Consider the following 19218-nt stretch of genomic DNA (forward strand, 5'->3'; position numbering starts at 1 on the left):
CGGTGAGAGTCGCGCGAGCGGCCGCATCTGCAGATGACAGGAGTTTCACGACCATGACTGCGAACCCGACCCGCCTGGGCGCAATCCGCGAGATCGAGGCCAACCAGGCACCGGCGGCGTTCTTCGACGCCGGCGAGAAGACCGGCGCCATCTACGGCGAGAACGTCTTCTCCCTCTCGGTGATGCAGAAGCGGCTGCCGAAGTCGGTGTTCAAGTCGGTCGCGGCGACGATCCAGAAGGGCGAGAAGCTCGACCCGGCGGTCGCGGACATCGTCGCCTCGGCGATGAAGGACTGGGCGATGGAGCGGGGCGTGACGCACTACGCGCACGTCTTCTACCCGCTGACCGGCCTGACCGCCGAGAAGCACGACTCCTTCATGGAGCCGGTGGGCGATGGCACCGCGGTGTGGGAGTTCTCGGGCAAGACGCTCGTCCAGGGCGAGCCCGACGCGTCGTCGTTCCCCAACGGCGGCATCCGCGCCACCTTCGAGGCGCGCGGGTACACCGGCTGGGACGTGCAGTCGCCGGCGTACATCCTGGAGAACCCCAACGGCAACACCCTGTGCATCCCGACGATCTTCGTCTCGATGACCGGCGAGGCCCTCGACCACAAGACCCCGCTGCTGCGCTCGCAGCACGCGATGTCGGAGCAGGCCGAGCGCGTGCTCACCCTCTTCGGCCACAAGGACATCGACAACGTCGTGTCCTACTGCGGCCCCGAGCAGGAGTACTTCCTGGTCGACAGCTCGTTCGTGAACGCCCGCCCCGACCTGCTCAACGCGGGCCGCACCCTCTTCGGCGCCAAGCCGCCGAAGGGCCAGGAGTTCGACGACCACTACTTCGGCGCGATCCCCGAGCGCGTGCTCGGCTTCATGCACGACACCGAGCGCGCGCTGTTCAAGCTCGGCGTCCCGGCCAAGACCCGGCACAACGAGGTCGCCCCGGGGCAGTTCGAGATCGCGCCGGTCTTCGAGCGCGCCAACCTCGCCTCGGACCACCAGCAGCTGATCATGTCGACGTTCAAGTCGATCGCGAAGACGCACGGCTTCGAGTGCCTCTTCCACGAGAAGCCGTTCGCCGGCGTCAACGGCTCCGGCAAGCACGTGAACTTCTCGTTCGGCAACGGCAACCAGGGCAACTTCCTCAACCCGGGCGACAACCCCCACGACAACGCGCAGTTCCTCGTCTTCTGCGCCGCGGTCATCCGCGCCGTGCACCTGTACGGCGGACTGCTGCGGCTCTCGATCGCCTCCGCCGGCAACGACCACCGCCTCGGTGCCAACGAGGCGCCCCCGGCGATCATCTCGATCTTCCTCGGCGACCAGCTGCAGGACGTCTTCGAGCAGATCGCGAAGGGCGGCGCCACCTCGTCGAAGCAGAAGGGCGTCCTCTCCGTGGGCGTCGACACCCTGCCCGACCTGACCAAGGACGCCGGCGACCGCAACCGCACGTCCCCGATGGCGTTCACCGGCAACCGCTTCGAGTTCCGCGCGGCCGGCTCCAACCAGACGGTCGCCGCGCCGATGGTCGTGATCAACACGATCATGGCGGAGGCACTCGACTACCTGGCCACCGAGCTGGAGGCGGCCGTCGCCGGCGGCGCCGAGTTCAACGACGCCGTCCAGTCGGTGCTCGCGAAGGTCATGGAGCAGCATGGTGCGGTCGTCTTCAACGGCAACGGCTACTCCGAGGAGTGGCACGCCGAGGCCGAGCAGCGAGGCCTGAAGAACCTCCGGACCACCGTGGACGCACTTCCGGAGTACCAGACTCCCGAGGCCAAGAAGCTGTTCTCGACCTACGGCGTCTTCAGCGAGGCCGAGCTCGAGTCGCGCTTCGAGGTCGGCGTCGAGCAGTACGTCATGACGGTCAACGTCGAGGCCAACCTCACCGAGGAGATCGCCCGTACGACGATCCTCCCGGCCGCGGTCCGCTACCAGACCGAGCTCGCGACCAATGTCTCCTCCCTCAAGGCGGCCGGGGTCGAGGCCGACACCACCGACCTGGTGGCCGTCTCGGAGCTCGTCAGCGCCCTGCGTACCGGGCTCGCGGGTCTCGTGGCCGCCCAGGCCGGCGCCCACGAGCACGACGGGATCGAGGAGGCGGCGTACTGCCGCGACGTCATCCTGCCCGCGATGCTCCAGGTCCGCGAGGCGGCCGACGCGCTCGAGGCCGTCGTGGCCGACGACCTGTGGTCGCTGCCGACCTACCAGGAGATGCTCTTCATCCGGTGACGTCAGTCGGCGGGCTCGCCGACGTGGTCGCTGACCTCGAGGCTCTCGTCGCCGCACCGGGGGCCCGGCACGACCAGCGGGACGTGCTCCTCGGCGTCGTCGGGGTCGACACACACCGTGAGGCCGTCGCCGGGCTGCCAGTCGAAGGTGAAGTAGCCGGTCGCGCCCTCGTAGGTGACGCCACCGTAGGCATAGGTGTACTCGACCCAGCCCTCGTCGGGGCGGCCCTCGCGCGGCTGTGTCGAGGTGACCGTGGCGCGAACGGCGGTGTGCGTGTCGCGCTGGTAGGGAAGGTCGGGCCCGTTCGCCGTGTCGACGATGCCCATGACCACGACCGCACCCACCAGCGCGAAGGCGACGGCGGCCCCCAGGCAGCCACAGCCACAGCCCCGGCGCCTGGACCGGGCGGGCTGATGGGGAGTGGTCATCGCAGTCTCACCGCCGTCTCGGTCCCGTTGTCGAGGTCCTCGTCGCCGCAGGCGACCCCGTCGTCGAGCAGCGGGGCGTTCGCCGTCGGCTCGTCCGGGTCGATGCACAGCCACAGCTCGTCGGCGGAGCGCCAGTCGTCGACGCCGGTGGTGAACCGCGTGGTCGCGTAGTACGTGTGCCGGTCGTAGCGGTACTCGTACCGGATCAGGTAGCGGTCCCGACCCGTCGACCTGCTGACCTCGAGGACGTCCGCCTGGACCCTCGCGCTCAAGTGGTCCTGGGGACGCTCCCGCGTGAGCCACAGCATGGCCGCGACCCCGAGGACGAACAGGACGACGAGCGCCACCGCGAACCTGAGAAAGCTGGCCAGTTCCGAGGATGCCACCGGAGGATCCTCGCCCATCACAGCACCGCGTGGGCCCACTCGCCGGGCGCGCAGTTGTTTACACGCCCGAAACACGCCGCGCTGTTCGTGTGCCGGGCCATTCGATAGGTTGCCGGGGGCGGTTCTGGCGCCGACGGGACCGGCGACCGCCTGATCGTGACTGGCTGACCGATGGCTGCGCCCGTGGCGCGGCCGAGGAGGACCGAATGTTCAACAACAGCGAAGAGCTGCTCAAGTACATCAAGGACGAGGGCGTCGAGATGGTCGACGTCCGCTTCTGCGACCTGCCCGGTGTGATGCAGCACTTCACCGTCCCGGTGTCGTCCTTCGACCAGTCCGTGTTCGACGACGGACTGGGCTTCGACGGCTCCTCGATCCGCGGCTTCCAGGCGATCAACGAGTCGGACATGTCGCTGTTCCCCGACCCGACCACGGCGTACATCGACCCCTTCCGCAAGTCGAAGACCCTCAACGTCAACTTCTTCATCCACGACCCGATCACGGGCGAGGCGTACTCCCGCGACCCGCGCAACATCGCCAAGAAGGCGCTGGCCTATCTCGCCAGCACCGGCATCGCGGACACCGCGTTCTTCGCGCCCGAGGCGGAGTTCTACATCTTCGACAACGTCCGCTACTCCACCGGCGTCAACGAGGGCTACTACCACATCGACTCCGTCGAGGGCTGGTGGAACTCCGGCAAGGAGGGCGAGGAGAACAAGGGCTACAAGACCCGGCTCAAGGGCGGCTACTTCCCGGTCGAGCCCTACGACCACTACAGCGACCTGCGCGCCGACATGGTCAAGAACCTCGAGGCCTGCGGCCTCCAGGTCGAGCGTGCCCACCACGAGGTCGGCACGGCCGGCCAGGCGGAGATCAACTACCGCTTCGACACGCTGCTGCGCGCGGCCGACGACGTGATGAAGTTCAAGTACCTCATCAAGAACACCGCCTGGGAGCAGGGCAAGTCGGTCACCTTCATGCCGAAGCCGATCTTCGGCGACAACGGCTCGGGCATGCACGTCCACCAGTCGCTGTGGAAGGACGGCTCGCCGCTGTTCTACGACGAGACCGGGTACGGCGGCCTCTCCGACATCGCCCGCTGGTACATCGGCGGCATCCTGCAGCACGCGCCGGCGCTGCTCGCGTTCACCAACCCGACGGTGAACTCCTACCACCGCCTGGTCCCCGGCTACGAGGCCCCGATCTCCCTGGTCTACTCCTCGCGCAACCGCTCCGCCTCGGTCCGGATCCCGATCACGGGCAGCAACCCGAAGGCCAAGCGCATCGAGACCCGCTTCCCCGACCCGTCGGCGAACCCCTATCTCGCCTTCTCGGCCCTGATGCTCGCCGGCCTCGACGGCATCCAGAACAAGACCGAGCCGGCCGCGCCGATCGACAAGGACATCTACGAGCTCCCGCCGGACGAGATGGCCGAGATCGCCCAGGTGCCCACCTCCCTCGGCGCCGTGCTCGACGCCCTCGAGGCCGACCACGACTTCCTCACCGTGGGCAACGTGTTCACCCCCGACCTCATCGAGACCTGGGTGGACTTCAAGCGTGAGAACGAGATCGCGCCCGTGCAACTGCGGCCGCACCCGCACGAGTTCGAGCTGTATTACGACATCTGATCCCGCGTGGGCGATGCCCACCGGCTAGGTGCCTGAAAACGGCCCCTGACCTGCGAAGACACCTTCCAACGTCTTCCATCGTCAGGGGTCGTTTTTCGTTGGTCTGCGGCCCCAGTGCGGCCCACGCCGACCACGGACGCGCTGTGGCGGAGGAACCTCTGAGCCCGACCTCGACCGACGTAGTGCAACGTCCTGGGCTCGAGAGGCATGGCGCTGGCCCGCCAGGACGCCGTCGCCGTCTCCCCAGCCGATTTCGCTGACTACCCGACTTCTGTCGGAAGTCTCGGAGAGACTGTCGTCCGCGCAAGTAGAGGCGCCCCGGGTCGACGCGAGAGGAGGGGGCCACGCAGATGGATACCGTCTCCCCTGGCAGCACGACCGACACCTTGTCGTACTTCCACGAAGTGCTCGATTCCCACTTCCGCGCCCTCCACGAGCGCCGTGCGAAACTCGAGCCGCCGGCCCCCGTCTTTGCCCTGGAGCATGGCCTTGCGGCGGAGGACCTGGCTCTCCTGCAAGGAGCAGTCGCCACGGCTCACCGCGAGGGGCGCTTCGCTCGGACAAGCAACACATTGTGGCTGCCGTTCGCGGTCCACGCTGCTGAGGTCGGTTACATCTACGACGGCGTCGAGTACTGGCCCATCTACGCCAAGGCCACGCCGTCCTGGATCGACAGCGAATATGAGCGCGACCGCGTTCGTGACTGGCTGCGCAAATTCTCCCGGGAGTACGGCGGGGCCGTGCCCAAGGGTGCCTGGGCAAAAACCTTCCGGAAGATCGCCTGGCCAATCACGCACGCTGTACTGCCTCGCTACCTCCAGGTCCAGCTCGCGAAGATGCTCTCCGACTACCGCACTGCCTGGCCGAGCTTGCTCGACGACCCCGAAGCGCTGGGGGTACGGCTGCACTCGTGGTCGCGGCACTACACGGACCGGCTGGAGAAGTTCTGCCAGAACACCGCGCTCGTCGGCCACGTGGCAGTCGCACTCCTACTGTCTGGCGAAGATGAGGAGTCGCCGTATATCGAGCGCCGGATACTGGAGCGGCTCGTCGAGAGCATCAACAGCGAGCGCCAGTCGCGCCGCTGGCTCCAGGATGCGCGGCGCTCCGCCACAACGGTCCGCACTCGGCACTTCCGGCCCCCAGGCGAGGGCGGCGAGGAAGGAACACCGACGAAGCGACTTCCGGCTGCCACGGATCCCAAGCTTCAGCTGCGCCGGGAGCGAGGCATCTGGAAGGCGTACGCCGTGCTACCCGACCTAAAGCCATTGCAGTACACACTTCCGAGCGTTTATGACGAACTGCGCAAGTCTCGCGCCATCATCGCCGGAGCTCGGCAGGCGATTCCAACCGGCGGTCTGCTGTTTGCGACCGCGCCCGTTGAGTTCAGCACATGGCCGTCGCCGGTCGAGCCGTTCCTCCAACTCCAGCGGGCTCCACGCGAGGTGAACCTGCTTATCGCCGACCAGTGCCGTATCACGAGGGGCCCCTGGTGGGTGTTCCGGCGCAAGCCCGGCCAGCCCGCGGCTGAGGTCAAGGGAAAGTTCGTTCGCCCGAACGCTAGGTACGCCCTTGTGGGCGCATGTGAACTCGCGCCCCCCGACGCCGTCTGGTGTAACCGCGCCGAGATCGCCGTCGAGGGCGTCACGGCGTACGACCTCGACGTCCCTTCCATGCTGAGCGAGACCGATGCTCGGGCACTGGTGGCCGCCGGCATCTCCGTAATCTCTGACGTGAGCATCCGCCCGGTTGGACTCGTTGCGAGCAGTTGGGACGGTGAGGGCGCAGTTGAGTGGCTTGCCGGCGAACCCGGCCTCATCGCGATCCACGCCGAACACTCACCGGCAAAGGCTCGACTGACCATCAACGGCACGCCGTACTACATCGAGTGGCCGGCCGGCGAAACAGAGCTGTTTCTGTCACTTGACGGACTTGCGGTCGGGACGCACGAGATTGTGGTGTCGCTGGGCGACCCAGATGGAGACGGGCGGACGGCGGGCGGCACCCTCGTCGCAACCATCCGGGACCGACAGATCCTGCCGCAGGGCGCCTCATCCGGTGAAGGCATCCGGCTGCGGACCGTTCCCGCCCAGCCCAGTCTTCCCGAGTTGTGGGACGGCCATGCGGTGGTCGAGGTCGACGGGCCGCAGGGCACCTCGGCCGAACTCAAGATCACGCTGCGCGACGGCAACGGCGGCGAACTCGGCTCGTATCGCCGGGCGCTCGAGCTCCCGGTCACCGGCGACGATTGGCGCCGCCTATTTGGTCGGCTGCGTCAGCAACCGGAACTCGCCAGGCACTACGACGCTGCCGATGTCGCCGACGTGGCCGTCAGCCGCGCCGGCATGGGCTTCGCGTCACTGAGCTGCGAACGCGGCTTCCGCGGATTGCGCTGGGTTGTCTCGGCCCGGCACCGCGAGGGCGGGTATGCCGCACGCCTCGTCGACCGCACTGATGGTGCCCCCGTCACGGTCGAGTTCTTCTCGGTCGAGCGTCCTCTCATTGCGACCGTCTGCGAGGCAGGACAGGAGTTCGTTGGACCGGCCCGCGGAGGCCTGCTCCGAGCCACAAACGGCGAGCAGTCCGCGGCACAGATCATTCCGCCGGATCCCAACGAGTTGTTGCGCATTGGCATCGCCCAGCCGTCGGTGCCGATCGGCCAGAAGTCGCTCGCCGAGGCGCACAAGCTCATGCGCCACCACCGGCAGTGGAAAGACGCCGAGTTGCCGGCCCACCCCTTCGGGATGCGGGAGCGCCAGCGGGTGCTCGACGCCTTGACGACCGCGCTCGCGCAAACCCTCGCCCCCGGCCAATGGGCCTCCTTCGAGCAGCGCATCGTCGGCCTAAGCCCGGCCGATGTGGACCTGAACCGCGCCCGGGCACTCATCGGCGACGCACCCGCCCAGCGTGCTGCGGCTGATGCCATCGCAAACAACCTGTGGCAGTGGAACTCGCCCGCCTCCCTCATCGAGGGCTTCAGCCAGGCGATAGCCGTGCTGGCCGCGACCGCCGGGATGCCCGACACCACGAAAGGTGCGCGTTTCCTGCTGCAGTTGGCCAGTTCGCCGGGGGAACTGCTCGACTGGGATGAAGATGAGCGCGCGCAGTACCTGCGCTGCGTCCTCACCGACCCTGTCCTGGTTCGGGCAGCCCGGTTTGCGGTGCTCGGCACGGTCGAAGAGGTAGCTGGGGGTGTCGGGTGAGCATCAAGCGAATCCAGCCGGAGGAAGCCGCGACACGTGCTGTCACCGCGCTCGGTCTCGACCCGGACGAAGTGGGCCTGTACTCGCGCGAAGGCATCTGCGCGGCGCTCCGCCGGGCCGCGTCATTCTTGTGTCCGGCTTCGCCTCGGCAACTCGTCGATGCCGTGCTCGACACACTGACGCCGCTCGAACCCGGCATCGCGCGCGGCGAGGTGGCCGACGCGCTCGACACGCTCGTCGGCGCCGGCGACCTGCTTGAACTGCGCGCAACCGGCTCACGTACGCGGCTGCTCTTTCTCGGCCCGCCGTCCTACGTCGAGAAGCAGCCCGGTCACTACCTCCTGACCGGCATCCGTCCCCACGCGGGCGCGCTCGTTGACGAGCAATCACTCGGCGCGAATGTCGCATACGAGGCGCACACCCGGGCGGTGATCCTGGATCCGGCGGGGGCGACCGAGGCGCTAGCAGCTGCTGGGCTACACCGCGTGACACGGGAGCAATGGACCAGGGCGCCCCGCCAGGAGCCTGCGCGAGCGGCGGTGGAGGCGGCCCGCGAGCGGCTGCGCAGCGTGCGTGCCCCGGGCCAAGTCAGCGGCCTCACCGTCATCGACCCAACCGCCTCGGTTCGGTACTACAAGGGCCGGTGGCGCGAGCCCCTCCCGAGCGACGAGGGGATGTTCGTAGGCCGACGGCCGCAGACCTACGGCGCGCCGATCTGGTGCGTCGTCGAGCTCGCGGGCGGCGTCCCGCAGGCCGTCCTCGACCTGCCGCTGGATGCGTCGATCGCTCCCGGTTGGGACGACGCACGTCGCCTGCAGGCAGCACTGGACGCTCACCGGGGCAATCCGCAAGTCCTCCGCGCACGACCGACCGGCCAATCCGGAAACGACGACTGGATTTTCGACTTCTTCGGTCCGCTGCCGACGTGGGCGGAACGGTATCTCGATCTGGCCGGCCTGCCAGTCAGCAAGTCACGGGAGGCACTCTTCTCCTACCGTGTGCCTGACGGTGCCGAGAGCACGACTCGGATGTTTCTAGCCAATGCGTTGTGGATGCAACCCACAGAGGAAGACCAGGAAAAATGACGGCGCGTGCACTCACAATCGCGGAGACGATTAGCGAGATCCGGACTGCCCTTCGCGAGTACATCGAGGCGACGTATCACATCGGGCACCCGTCGCTCATTCAGCAACGGCAACGACTGCTCGACATGCAGGGCAACACCTACCAAGCGCCCTTTCTGGAAAGTACGCCCCGCTATACGCCAGGCAAGCGGTTCGCCGATCTGGACCTCGACGCCGCAGTGCACGACTTGTTTGCCTCACTCACGACAGCAGATGGCGATGTAAAGCCGCTGCTCTTCGACCCGCCCTATACCCACCAGGCGACGGCACTGGAGGCGACCGCGCGCGACGCCCGGAGTTTGGTCGTGACCACCGGTACGGGCTCAGGCAAGACCGAGACCTTCCTTCTACCCATGCTGGCCAAGCTTGCCGAGGAGGCCGCGAACCGTCCGGAGTCGTTCGCCACGCCAGCGGTCCGCGCCCTCGTGCTCTATCCGATGAACGCCCTGGTCAACGATCAGCTGGGACGTCTGCGATTGCTCCTTGGCGATGATCGCGTAACGAAGCAGTTCGACACCTGGGCCGGACGGCCGGCGCGGTTCGCGCGCTACACCAGCCGCACCCTGTACCCAGGTGTCCGCACGGCCAAGAAGGACCAGGTCAAGCTCAAGTCGCTGGAGAAGTACTACATCGCACTGCTCGACGAAGCGGCGAAGGACGGCTCCCCACGCCAGAAGCGTGCCCAAGCGCTCATCAAGGAACTCAAGGCCCGCGGCAAGTGGCCCGCCAAGCCAGACCTTAAGACGTGGTACGGGTCGAGCGGGCAGCGGTGGCAGAACCCGCAGACCGGCGAGTTCCAGCGGGCCGTGATGCTGCCCGACGACCCGGAACTGCTGACCCGGCACGAGGTGCTCAGCTGGCCGCCGGACGTCCTCATCACCAACTACTCGATGCTGGAGTACATGCTGATGCGGCCGTTGGAGCGGCCGATCTTCGATGCCACCAAGCAGTGGCTGGAGGACAACCCCCGCGAGAAGTTCTTCCTCATCATTGACGAAGCCCACCTCTATCGCGGTGCAGCTGGAGCCGAGGTGGCTCTGCTGATGCGGCGTCTGCGCGCCCGACTTGGCATTTCTGACGACCGCTTGCAGGTCATCGCGACCAGCGCGAGCTTCTCGGACACCGATTACGCCCGTGCGTTTGCCGCTCAGTTGACCGGCAAAGCCGTGGATGACTTCGACGCCGTCACGGGCACGCTCGATCTTCGCAAGCCCGCGGCTACGGGTTCGGTGGCTGACGCCAAGGCGCTGGCCGCCGTCCCCATGGAGGAGTACTACGCCGCCGAGACCGATGCTGACCGCCTCGCTGCTGCCGCACCGCTGCTGTCGCACCGCGAGATCGTCCCGACCGAGGGTGCCGAGTCGAGCGTGGTGTTGCATCAGGCGCTGCATGCCTTCCCGCCACTGGGCATGCTGGTCAACGAGACCATGAAGAAGGCGCTGCCGGTCAGCGAGTTGGGCGAGCTGGTCTTTCCAGACGCGGATGCTGAGTTGGCGGACCGGGCCGTCTCAACGCTTATCTCGCTCGGCAGCGCCGCCCGGCTCAAGGCCGACCAAGCTGGTCTGCTGCCGTGCCGCGTCCACGCCTTCTTTCGGGGTCTGCCCGGACTCTGGGCGTGTCTTGACCCCGAGTGTGACGTCGACCGCGATGGAATCCCGCCGGGTCCGATAGGCGCCATGTATGGCCAGCCCCAGAACACCTGTGGTTGTGGCTCGCGGGTCTTCGAGTTGTTCACCTGCCGCCAGTGCGGCACTGCCTACGCGCGTGCGTACACCGACAACGTCGAGAACCCGTCGTTCCTTTGGCAGGAGCCGGGTCGGGCGTTTAACGCTGCTTCCGGCCCCGTTACGGAGTTGCAACCCATCGATTTGTTGCTCGAGGAACCGTCCGACGATGTCGGCAACGCTGAGCTCAAGGAACTCGATCTCGTCACCGGTCGACTCAACCCGTACGACCTCGGCGAGCGTTGGCGCCCGGTTTGGTTGCGCTATCCCCGACAGGGTGAGCAGCACGGCGACGACGAGGACGGCGACGGCACCTCGCCGACGACCGCGATCACGGGCGAGTTCATTCCGTGCGGCGTGTGCGGCGAGTCGGCAACCTTCGGTCGCACCAGCGTCCAAGACCACCAGACCAAGGGCGACCAACCATTCCAGGCACTGGTCACACGCCAGATCGAGGTGCAGCCACCTGGTCCGCAACAAGCGGATGAGTTCGCCCCGCTGCGCGGTAGAAAGGTGCTCGCGTTCTCGGATTCGCGACAGGTTGCGGCTCGTCTGGCGCCCAATGTGCAGGACTACTCGCTGCGCGACGCCGTCCGCCCCATTGTGCTGCGAGGGTGGAGTGAATTGGCGAAGCAAGCCATTGCGCCCTCGCTGAGCCTGGAGAACCTCTACTTGGCCGCTATGGTCGGTGCCAAGTTGCTCGGCGTGCGTCTGCGACCCGAGTTGACCGGTGCTGAGAACTTCAACGCATTCACGCAGGTCTCGCGGTCGATCGACCGCGGTGCCCTGACAGATCCAAACGAGTTCCTGCAGCTCTACTCGATCCAGGACCCGCCGCCACAGTCGCTGCTCCGCAGCCTCGTACCGGTCTTGACCAGCAAGTATTACAGCTTTCAGGCCCTCGGGCTCGCCTCGCTCCGCGAGCGGGACAATCTCAGGGCGGACATCCTGGCGGAGCTGGTCGAGATCCCAGGGGTCGCCAGCACAGACGACGAGAAGATCGCCCTGGTGCGGTTGTGGCTATCACTCTGGCGTCGTCCCGGTATCTGGTTCTCCGCAATGAGCGCGGAGTGGAAGGGCACCAAGGTCCAAGCCGTTTCCGGCAACTTCGGCAAGCTCAAGTCTTGGTTGCCGAGCCGAGAGGCGCGTCGCGTCTTCGAGCAGGAGTGGCTGCCGGTGCTGCAGAACGAGTTCTGTCAGAAGGTCGGCGACAAGTACCAACTCGCTGCACGAACAGTCGCACTGGAACTGAGTGACGACTGGGGCTACTGCGAGCGCTGCCGCTTCACCCAGCGCCCATTTCCTGGGCGCAGGATCTGCATCTCCTGCCGCGCCGACAAGGTGCGTGACCTGCATCCTGACACCGACGAGGTCTTTAAGGCCCGCAAGGGCTACTACCGAGCCAGTTCGAAGCGAGCTCTCGCGACGCCGCCAGGTGAGGTCATGAGCATCGTGGCGGCCGAACACACCGCCCAGCTCAACACGTCGCAGTCCGACGACGTCTTCTCCAAGGCGGAGATGTACGAGCTGCTATTCCAGGACGTTGACCTCGCCGTACCTGCTCCCGGTCAGCAGCGCGACGTCGCGATCGACCTACTGTCATGTACCACCACGATGGAGGTTGGTATCGACATCGGCTCGCTCAGTGGCGTCGCCCTACGCAACATGCCCCCCTCCCGGGCCAACTACCAGCAGCGTGCCGGTCGAGCTGGCCGGCGTGGGAACGCTGTGGCGACTGTGATCGCCTTCGGCAGCGCCGACACTCACGACGATCACTATTTCCGCAAGCCCAAGGACATGATCAGCGGCGACGTGGCGGATCCGATCCTCACCATGAACAACATCGAGATCGCCAAGCGCCACGTCACCGCGTTCCTGCTCCAGCGCTACCACCAGGACCGCGTGCAGGTCTTCGATCCCGACACCATGCCCGCCAACCTGTTCGAGGTGCTTGGCTCTGTTGCTGACTTCCTGTCGGGCAGCGCCACGCTGAACCGAACCGACTTCGAGAAGTGGCTCGGAACCAATGAGCCGACACTGCGGGCTGAGATCGACGACTGGTTGCCGAGTGAGATTGCTGGCCAGGAGCGCGACGAAGTCCTTGACGGCCTGATCAAGACGACCTTGGCGGGCATCGACCACGCGCTCGACATCGAGTCGGGCAAGGCGTCGGCAACCGAAACGTCGGACGACGAGGTGCCGCCTCCGCCTGAGGGCGACGCAAGCGAGGCAGAGCCGTCCACCGATGATGACGACGACGCCACGAGCGCCGGAGAGCCAAGCGAGGACAGTGGTGAGGACGTCAGCTCGCAGCGAGCGCGCACGAAGCTGCTCGACCGACTGCTCTACAAGGGTGTACTACCGCGCTACGCATTCCCGACGGACGTCGTCAGCTTCCACATCTTCGACGAGGATCGCTCGACACCGTTCCGGCCGGTCTTCCAGTATGCGCCGAGCCAGGGCCTCACCGTTGCGCTCAGCCAGTACGCGCCAGGCAAGGTGGTCTGGGTGGACAAGCGTGAGTGGACCTCCGCTGCGCTCTACTCGCCTATGCGCCGCGAGCTCACGGAGGCCTGGCGTGATCGCCTCATGTACTTCGAGTGCCAGGATTGCCACTACGCCACCCACATCCCGTGGGAACAGTCCGACCGTGGCCGCACGGACTTCTGCCCAGCCTGCAAGGGCGAGCGGTTCGGACCGGGGATGAACTGGCTGCGTCCGCCGGGCTTCGCGCACCCAATCAACGAGCCGCCCGGCACCAGCCCGGACGACCAACCAGCCGTGTCGTATGCGACTCGCGCCAAGCTCATCGCCGACGGCCCTGGCGACGACAGCCTCTGGCAGTCCGTGACGCCCCGGATCCAACAGAACTTCGACCGTCAGACCCTGCTCGTTTCTAACACGGGGCCTCGTAATGAGGGCTACACCTTCTGTACTTGGTGCGGTCTTATTGAGCCGACCGCCATGCCCACGCCGCTACTGGCTGGGACCCACCGCAAGCCGTTCCCGACCGACCCCAAGGACGCCATGTGTCCGGGCGGTCGGGCGTCTCGTGGTCTCGTGCTCGGCACCGATTTCATCTCGGACGTCCTGCTCATTCGCCTGGCCGTGTCCGACCCGGTGACGCTGCGCCCGTCGTTCCTTTCCTCCCAGGTGGCGCTGCGTACGGTGGCAGAAGCGCTGACGATTGCGGCAACGGCTCGCCTGGAGATCGAGGCCAACGAACTTCAGGCCGAGTTCCGTCCGGCGCTGACGCCGCTCGGCGGTCACGGCCGCGAGGCCGAGATCTATCTGTACGACACCCTCGCCGGTGGGGCCGGATTCACGCAGCAGGTCAGCTTGCTCGGCCGTGAGATCTTCGAACTCGCCCTCGCGCGCTTGGAGACCTGCCCGGAGGATTGCGACGAATCCTGTTACCGGTGCCTGCGTAGCTTCCGAAACCGGTTCGAGCACACACACTTGGACCGACACGTCGGCGCCAGCCTGCTCCGGTACCTGTTGGACGGGACGCTCCCGACACTGGCACCGGAGCGGCTGGAACGCTCCGCTCAGCGGCTGTTCGAGGACTTGGAGCGCTCCGGTGCCGAGGGCGTCACCTTCGAGCGTAACGTGGCCATCTCCGTCGACGGCATCGGGCAGGTGCATGTGCCCATCCTCGCCACCAACGACAGCGGCGCCCGGGCGCTCATTGGGGTGCACGGACCGCTGACGCCCGACGTGGCGCCGACACTTGAACTGCATCGCGTTGCCCAAGAGACGTTCGAGCGCGTCAAGCTCATCGACGACCTCATCGTCGCGCGTAGCCTGCCCAATGCATCGCGCGAGGTGCTGGAGTTCGTTCGGTGACCGACGAGCACGAGCGCCTCCGGTTCGAGACCGACGTACCGGGCATCTGGGGCTACTGGCCCGCCACGCCCACGCTCTGGAGTTACTCCTCCCTCAAAGAGATGGAGGCATGCCCTCGACGATGGATGCTGTCACGTGCGGACTACCCCGACATTTGGGCGCGCCGCGGGTATCCATCTCTGCCTGTCACACCAGCGATCTTCGGCAACGTCGTGCACGGCGTGATCGAGCGCCTGACGCGGGCACTCACTACAGCGGGGGTCAGGTCGCCGGCCGCTGGAGACGTCGTCGGCGTGTTGGGCTCGCTTGGCGGGTGGCGGGGCATTGTGCTGGATGCCGTCGAGAGAGAACTCGCTCGATTTGATGACAACCCGCGCGTCAGCACGGAGCGGGTGGAGCGAGTTAGGAGCGAGCTCGTCCGGCGCGCTCCGGAGGCAGCCGATCAAGTCAAGGCCTTCCTGGGGCGCGGGATCCTCCCAACAGGCGCAGCGTCCGAGCCGAGCGGCGAAGGGGCTGCCACCGAGGCACCGCGGCGTCGAATGCCAGCAGGTCCGGGGGTGCACGCCGAACGGACCGTCACGGCGGAAGCGCTTCGTGTCACGGGCACCATCGACCAACTCGTCCTCGATGACACAGGCGTGACGGTCACGGACTTCAAGACGGGCTCGGAGGACGACGCCCATGATGAACAGGTGCGCCTGTACGCGCTGCTCTGGCAGCTCGACAAGCAGACAAACCCGGGCGGCCAGCCGGTGACCCACCTCCGTGTGGTCTATCCCTCGCACGAGCGATCAGTGGCAGTCCCGGACGCGGCTCAGATGCATGCACTTGAGGTAGCGACCGCGGCGCGGGTGGCGGGCGCTGACCAACTCACCGCCGCTCCACCACCGCCGGCCGCCCCCAGCGAGGAGACCTGCCACTACTGCCGTGTCAAACACCTCTGCGACGCCTACTGGGCAGCGATTCCTCCCTCGGTCTCCGCAGCCTCGCCGGCGCAGTGGTTCGACTTCGAAGGCACGGTTCTACGACCCAATGGCTCCCGCAGTTGGTTCGTCGCGACGCCCACTGATCCCGCGGCTGAGGTGCTCGTACGGACGGTCGAGACGGACGTGCCGTTTCCCATCGGCCAGAGAGTGCGGCTGCTCGGTGTCCGCCGAAGTCAGGATCCCGATAAGCCGGGCAGGCTTGTCATCTCCATGGTTGCCACGTCGGAGTGGTATCCCGTCGTCGTGTAGCTAGGGCCCCTCGGCCGCCGAAGGAAGCGCGGCGCCCTTAACCTCACCGTCAGGAAGCGGAACCCGCGCCCCGTGTCGGATCGGCCTGGTGAGGCGGTGCGATTCCATGCTTTTCCGGACGTGCGGCTGCTGGGCTCGACGCAGGGCCCAGCGCTCGAGCCACCAGGCCGCGATGCGGTCGTCGCCGTCCACAAGCGACGTATCCATAAGGTAGGTCGGCGTGCTGTCGACCCCGAGCGAATAGTCACGCAGATTGCTGACCAGGGGGACGCCATAGAGGATCCGCTCGCGCCCGTGCTTAAGCAACTCATTCGACGGCCAGCCAAGCGCCGCCAACCCGAGCCGCACCTTCCGCAGACGAGGGCTGACGCCCTCGCCAAACAGGCTGTTGACCCGAACCGAGGAGTTCTTCAGCGCAGAAAGCCGCAAGAGGGCCTCGACCGACTCATCCGTGAAGTGCGAGGTGCCAAAGGACCGCGAGCGACCAAGTTCATGGAAGCCAATGCGGCCCTGCTCGGTGCCCCCAAGGACCTCCGCTGGCCAGAAGAGTCGGTTGTACTGGCTGGAACCAGTGCCGTAGAGCGAGGTGGTCGCGATGAGCGAAAGCCGCGCCTCGCGCGTGATAGCCCGGCCGGCGATAGCCGATGCGATTTCGCTGGGCCGGTCGTACTTCTTGCGATAGGCCGCCAACACTGTCGGTGAGACCGCCAGTGCCCCGACCAGCTTTCCCGCCGCCAGCGTGTTGTACGGCGCGACCGCTCCACAGACGGTCAGGTCTGCGATAACCGTTCCTACTCGCTCTCCCCTGGCGCGACGCACCAGCCGGCGAAGTTGAGATCGGGTGCGACTGTCGTCCAGGGCCTGGCGCAGACCTTCGACCGACGGCTTCGGGAGCAGGTAGGAGCCGAGACCCATCCGGATATCGAGGGCCTCGGCTAGTCCGGCCGCCCGCTTGCTTCGGAAGAGATCGGTCTCCGCGCGCGCAACCCAGGCATCGCGATCGATGTTGCGAACCTCCCGGATCGTCGCCGACCGATGGTGCCGCTGCCGGTGGCGCTCGGCGTCTGCCTTGAGTCGGGCGACAACCTCCTCCGTTGGCATCGTCAGATCGGCCGGTTGAATGACACCGTCCCGGAGTAGGTCCCTGATGTAGATCTCGTCTTGCTGGGTCTGGATCCGCCTGGCAATCCAGCGGGCAAGCTTGGCCGTAGGTTTCGCCCTGAGCTCGCGCAGGAAGACGTCGGTCTCCCAACCCATCCAAGTGTCACGCTCAGCGATCTGCACTACGGGACTGGAGATGGCCGCCAAGCCAATCACCGCGTGATAAGGCGTCGCCGCGTCCCTGACCAGAATGGGCATCGACCGACCGGGGACTGTGGCATACGCATTGGACCAGGTATGCCGGAAGTAGCGCCAGATGTCGTGAAGTCGGAAGCCCGTTAGTTCACAGACGGAGTCGTCGACGACCTGAACATACGGCTGTATCGCGCTTCGCCCAGTCGGGTCGGCGTCCAGTGCTCGAGCCAAGTCGCGGCCATCGCGCATCAGGTTGAAGACGGAGATCAACTGACCGCCATGCTGATGGGCCCCCTCCATGCGTTGGACGAAGCGCCGGACGCTCGGCTTGCGGAGTTGTTCGTCCCGGCGCAGGTGCTCTTGGTAGCGGATGCGCTCCTTCTCGGCTTCGCGGTCTCCGTGCGTCTCGGGCGGTGAGAATAGGGGGCCAAGTCGGTCGACCTGGACCGTCCAGCCTTGGTCGACGAGGTCGATTGCGGTGTGGGCTGCCGCGGCCAGCGTCGGCTGCGTGTACAGGTCTCCAAGCTCCGCGGCCGCCGTCCACTCCTCGTGGGTAAAGCCGGACCGGTTGCGCGGAGTCTGGGTGGACAGAAGCTTGCACAGGCGCATAAAGCCTTGGCGCTCGGCTCGGGGCGACCCGCTCGGCAGGTTGAGGGGGATGTACTTGGGTTCGCTCATGCCTTCTGCAGCATTCGTCCGTAGGTGGTCCCCCACTCGGCAAGGAGCCGGTCGGTCGAATCGGGGGTGGTCATCGCACTGCGCGCAAACGACAAGATGAGCAGTTCGAGCGCCGTCCGAAATTCTGCACCACCATCAGCAAGTGTCTGCAACGGTTTGTAGAGGGCGTTGAACGCAGGGTGGTCGACGTTGAGTTGTACATCGAGGACGTTCGACTGCAGCGTGGTCGCGAACAGTTCGTCTGGGGCAAGTTGGGTCGTACTGATCCGATAGTTCAGGGGACCGATCGCGCGTCTACCGTGGCGCTTGGGGAGCACCGGTAGGTCGCGATCCGCAGCAGCCGCGATGTGGCAAGACGCCTCGGCACCTGATTGGAACTTGACGTCCTCGAAGGCCTGCCGCACGCGGGAGTTGAGCAGCCGCGCGATCGACTCAAGTTCGGGCTCGAGTGCCTCGCGTAGTTCGGCAGACGGGCGAATGCCCTGCTTGTTGATCGTGATGCCGAAGTGCTCATCCAGGGGAGGCTCGAACGTGATCTCGCAGCGCCACCAGTCGTCGTAGTTCTCTTTCCGCTTACCACCCATGAGGTGCCAGCCATTCGCGATCTCTCGACCCGCTCGCAGGATCGAGACGCCTCCGTGGCCGACGATGCCGATACGCCGCTTCGTGACGTTGTCCAGGTGATGCCAGCGGTGAACGGGCAACATGCTGAAGCGCACGTTGACCATCGAAGTGTCGCCGCCTGAGGTCTCCAACTCGTAACACAGTGGGTCGAAGGCGAGCGATGCACTCGCACCCTGAACCTTCGCCGACAGGAGAAGAGGGTCGATCGGCTCGACAGGCTTGCCATTGATCGATATGCGGGACCCGTTGCTGATGAAGTGCCGGTACATCCGTCCGAGGTCACGGTGCAACGCGCGCTCGAGCCAAGCGAGCCGGCGGTACTCGATCCGATCGCACTGCATCCACCTCACGCGTGTACCCGATTCGGATCGGCTGCGGCCGACCTTTGTCGCCGCAAGCGCCGGCGGCGTGCCGTTCGAAACTAGGTCCACGTCGAGAGCCACGCTGAGTTCATCGCCGTGACCCTGCCACGACGTCACTTCAACGCGCTTGGCCTGGCTGAGGCTGGCCGCTGGCAGCCCCATCCCGAACCTCCCGAACGAGTGGCGAGCGTCGAACCGCGATGAGCCGCCGAAGCGCAGACAGGTTTCAAGTTCCTTCTTGGACATCCCCACGCCGTCGTCCTCGACAGTGATCTCTGGGAGGGAGTTGGCGTCGGTTCGAGTGATCGTGATGACGATCTCTGATGCCGATGCCTGGAGGGCGTTGTCGAGAAGTTCGGCAATCGCTGTAGAGATGCTCAGATACCCAGATTCCCGGACCGCTCGGACAAAGTTCGAGGGAACCAAGAGGTCACTGACGCGTTGCGGTGGGCG

The 19218-nt window shown here is 66.2% G+C and carries 10 protein-coding genes; 6 read left to right on the plus strand and 4 right to left on the minus strand.

The features are described from left to right. The first annotated feature begins 53 nt into the window (after positions 1-53). Positions 54-2231 carry a glutamine synthetase III gene (locus ACJ5H2_RS12000; RefSeq protein WP_408895626.1) on the plus strand — a complete coding sequence of 726 codons (2178 nt, stop codon included), beginning with the start codon at positions 54-56 and terminating at the stop codon, positions 2229-2231. Positions 2232-2233: 2 nt separating this feature from the next. On the opposite strand, the gene ACJ5H2_RS12005 is transcribed toward ACJ5H2_RS12000, so the two are convergent. Both ACJ5H2_RS12005 and ACJ5H2_RS12010 read right to left on the minus strand, forming a co-directional pair. After that, the gene (locus ACJ5H2_RS12005; protein WP_408895627.1) at positions 2234-2659 is read right to left on the minus strand and encodes a DUF3592 domain-containing protein; all 426 of its coding nucleotides are present in this window, start codon (positions 2657-2659) and stop codon (positions 2234-2236) included. Then, positions 2656-3045, minus strand: coding sequence for a hypothetical protein (locus tag ACJ5H2_RS12010; protein WP_408895629.1), 390 nt, complete (start codon positions 3043-3045; stop codon positions 2656-2658). The genes ACJ5H2_RS12005 and ACJ5H2_RS12010 overlap by 4 nt, the downstream gene beginning before the upstream one ends. Before the next feature lie 206 nt (positions 3046-3251). Here ACJ5H2_RS12010 and glnA point away from each other — a divergent pair, with 206 nt between their 5' ends. The 5 genes from glnA to ACJ5H2_RS12035 all read left to right on the plus strand — a co-directional run bounded on the left by glnA (position 3252) and on the right by ACJ5H2_RS12035 (position 15805). Further along, positions 3252-4673: a type I glutamate--ammonia ligase gene (gene glnA, locus ACJ5H2_RS12015; protein WP_408895630.1), complete on the plus strand. Its 1422-nt coding sequence runs from the start codon at positions 3252-3254 to the stop codon at positions 4671-4673. A 350-nt stretch (positions 4674-5023) separates the two neighbouring features. Then, positions 5024-7876: a hypothetical protein gene (locus tag ACJ5H2_RS12020; protein ID WP_408895631.1), complete on the plus strand. Its 2853-nt coding sequence runs from the start codon at positions 5024-5026 to the stop codon at positions 7874-7876. Next, positions 7873-8961 (plus strand): hypothetical protein, encoded by a 1089-nt coding sequence (locus ACJ5H2_RS12025; RefSeq protein WP_408895632.1) that lies wholly within the window; start codon positions 7873-7875, stop codon positions 8959-8961. The genes ACJ5H2_RS12020 and ACJ5H2_RS12025 overlap by 4 nt, the downstream gene beginning before the upstream one ends. After that, positions 8958-14570, plus strand: coding sequence for a DEAD/DEAH box helicase (locus tag ACJ5H2_RS12030; RefSeq protein ID WP_408895633.1), 5613 nt, complete (start codon positions 8958-8960; stop codon positions 14568-14570). The genes ACJ5H2_RS12025 and ACJ5H2_RS12030 overlap by 4 nt, the downstream gene beginning before the upstream one ends. Continuing rightward, positions 14567-15805: a RecB family exonuclease gene (locus ACJ5H2_RS12035; RefSeq protein WP_408895634.1), complete on the plus strand. Its 1239-nt coding sequence runs from the start codon at positions 14567-14569 to the stop codon at positions 15803-15805. The genes ACJ5H2_RS12030 and ACJ5H2_RS12035 overlap by 4 nt, the downstream gene beginning before the upstream one ends. On the opposite strand, the gene ACJ5H2_RS12040 is transcribed toward ACJ5H2_RS12035, so the two are convergent. Next, the gene (locus tag ACJ5H2_RS12040) at positions 15806-17779 is read right to left on the minus strand and encodes a Druantia anti-phage system protein DruA (protein WP_408895635.1); all 1974 of its coding nucleotides are present in this window, start codon (positions 17777-17779) and stop codon (positions 15806-15808) included. Continuing rightward, positions 17776-19191, minus strand: a complete 1416-nt coding sequence (locus ACJ5H2_RS12045; protein ID WP_408895636.1) for an ATP-binding protein — start codon at positions 19189-19191, stop codon at positions 17776-17778. Before ACJ5H2_RS12045 ends, ACJ5H2_RS12040 begins: the two co-directional genes overlap by 4 nt. Positions 19192-19218 lie beyond the last annotated feature (27 nt).

This window comes from Nocardioides pymetrozini, from assembly GCF_046058985.1.
Lineage (GTDB): Bacteria > Actinomycetota > Actinomycetes > Propionibacteriales > Nocardioidaceae > Nocardioides.

Coding starts and splice junctions, on each gene's coding strand:
- ACJ5H2_RS12040 (WP_408895635.1), bottom strand. CDS start 17,779: ATGAGCGAACCCAAGTACATCCCCCTCAACCTGCCGAGCGGGTCGCCC.
- ACJ5H2_RS12020 (WP_408895631.1), top strand. CDS start 5,024: ATGGATACCGTCTCCCCTGGCAGCACGACCGACACCTTGTCGTACTTC.
- glnA (WP_408895630.1), top strand. CDS start 3,252: ATGTTCAACAACAGCGAAGAGCTGCTCAAGTACATCAAGGACGAGGGC.
- ACJ5H2_RS12030 (WP_408895633.1), top strand. CDS start 8,958: ATGACGGCGCGTGCACTCACAATCGCGGAGACGATTAGCGAGATCCGG.
- ACJ5H2_RS12005 (WP_408895627.1), bottom strand. CDS start 2,659: ATGACCACTCCCCATCAGCCCGCCCGGTCCAGGCGCCGGGGCTGTGGC.
- ACJ5H2_RS12000 (WP_408895626.1), top strand. CDS start 54: ATGACTGCGAACCCGACCCGCCTGGGCGCAATCCGCGAGATCGAGGCC.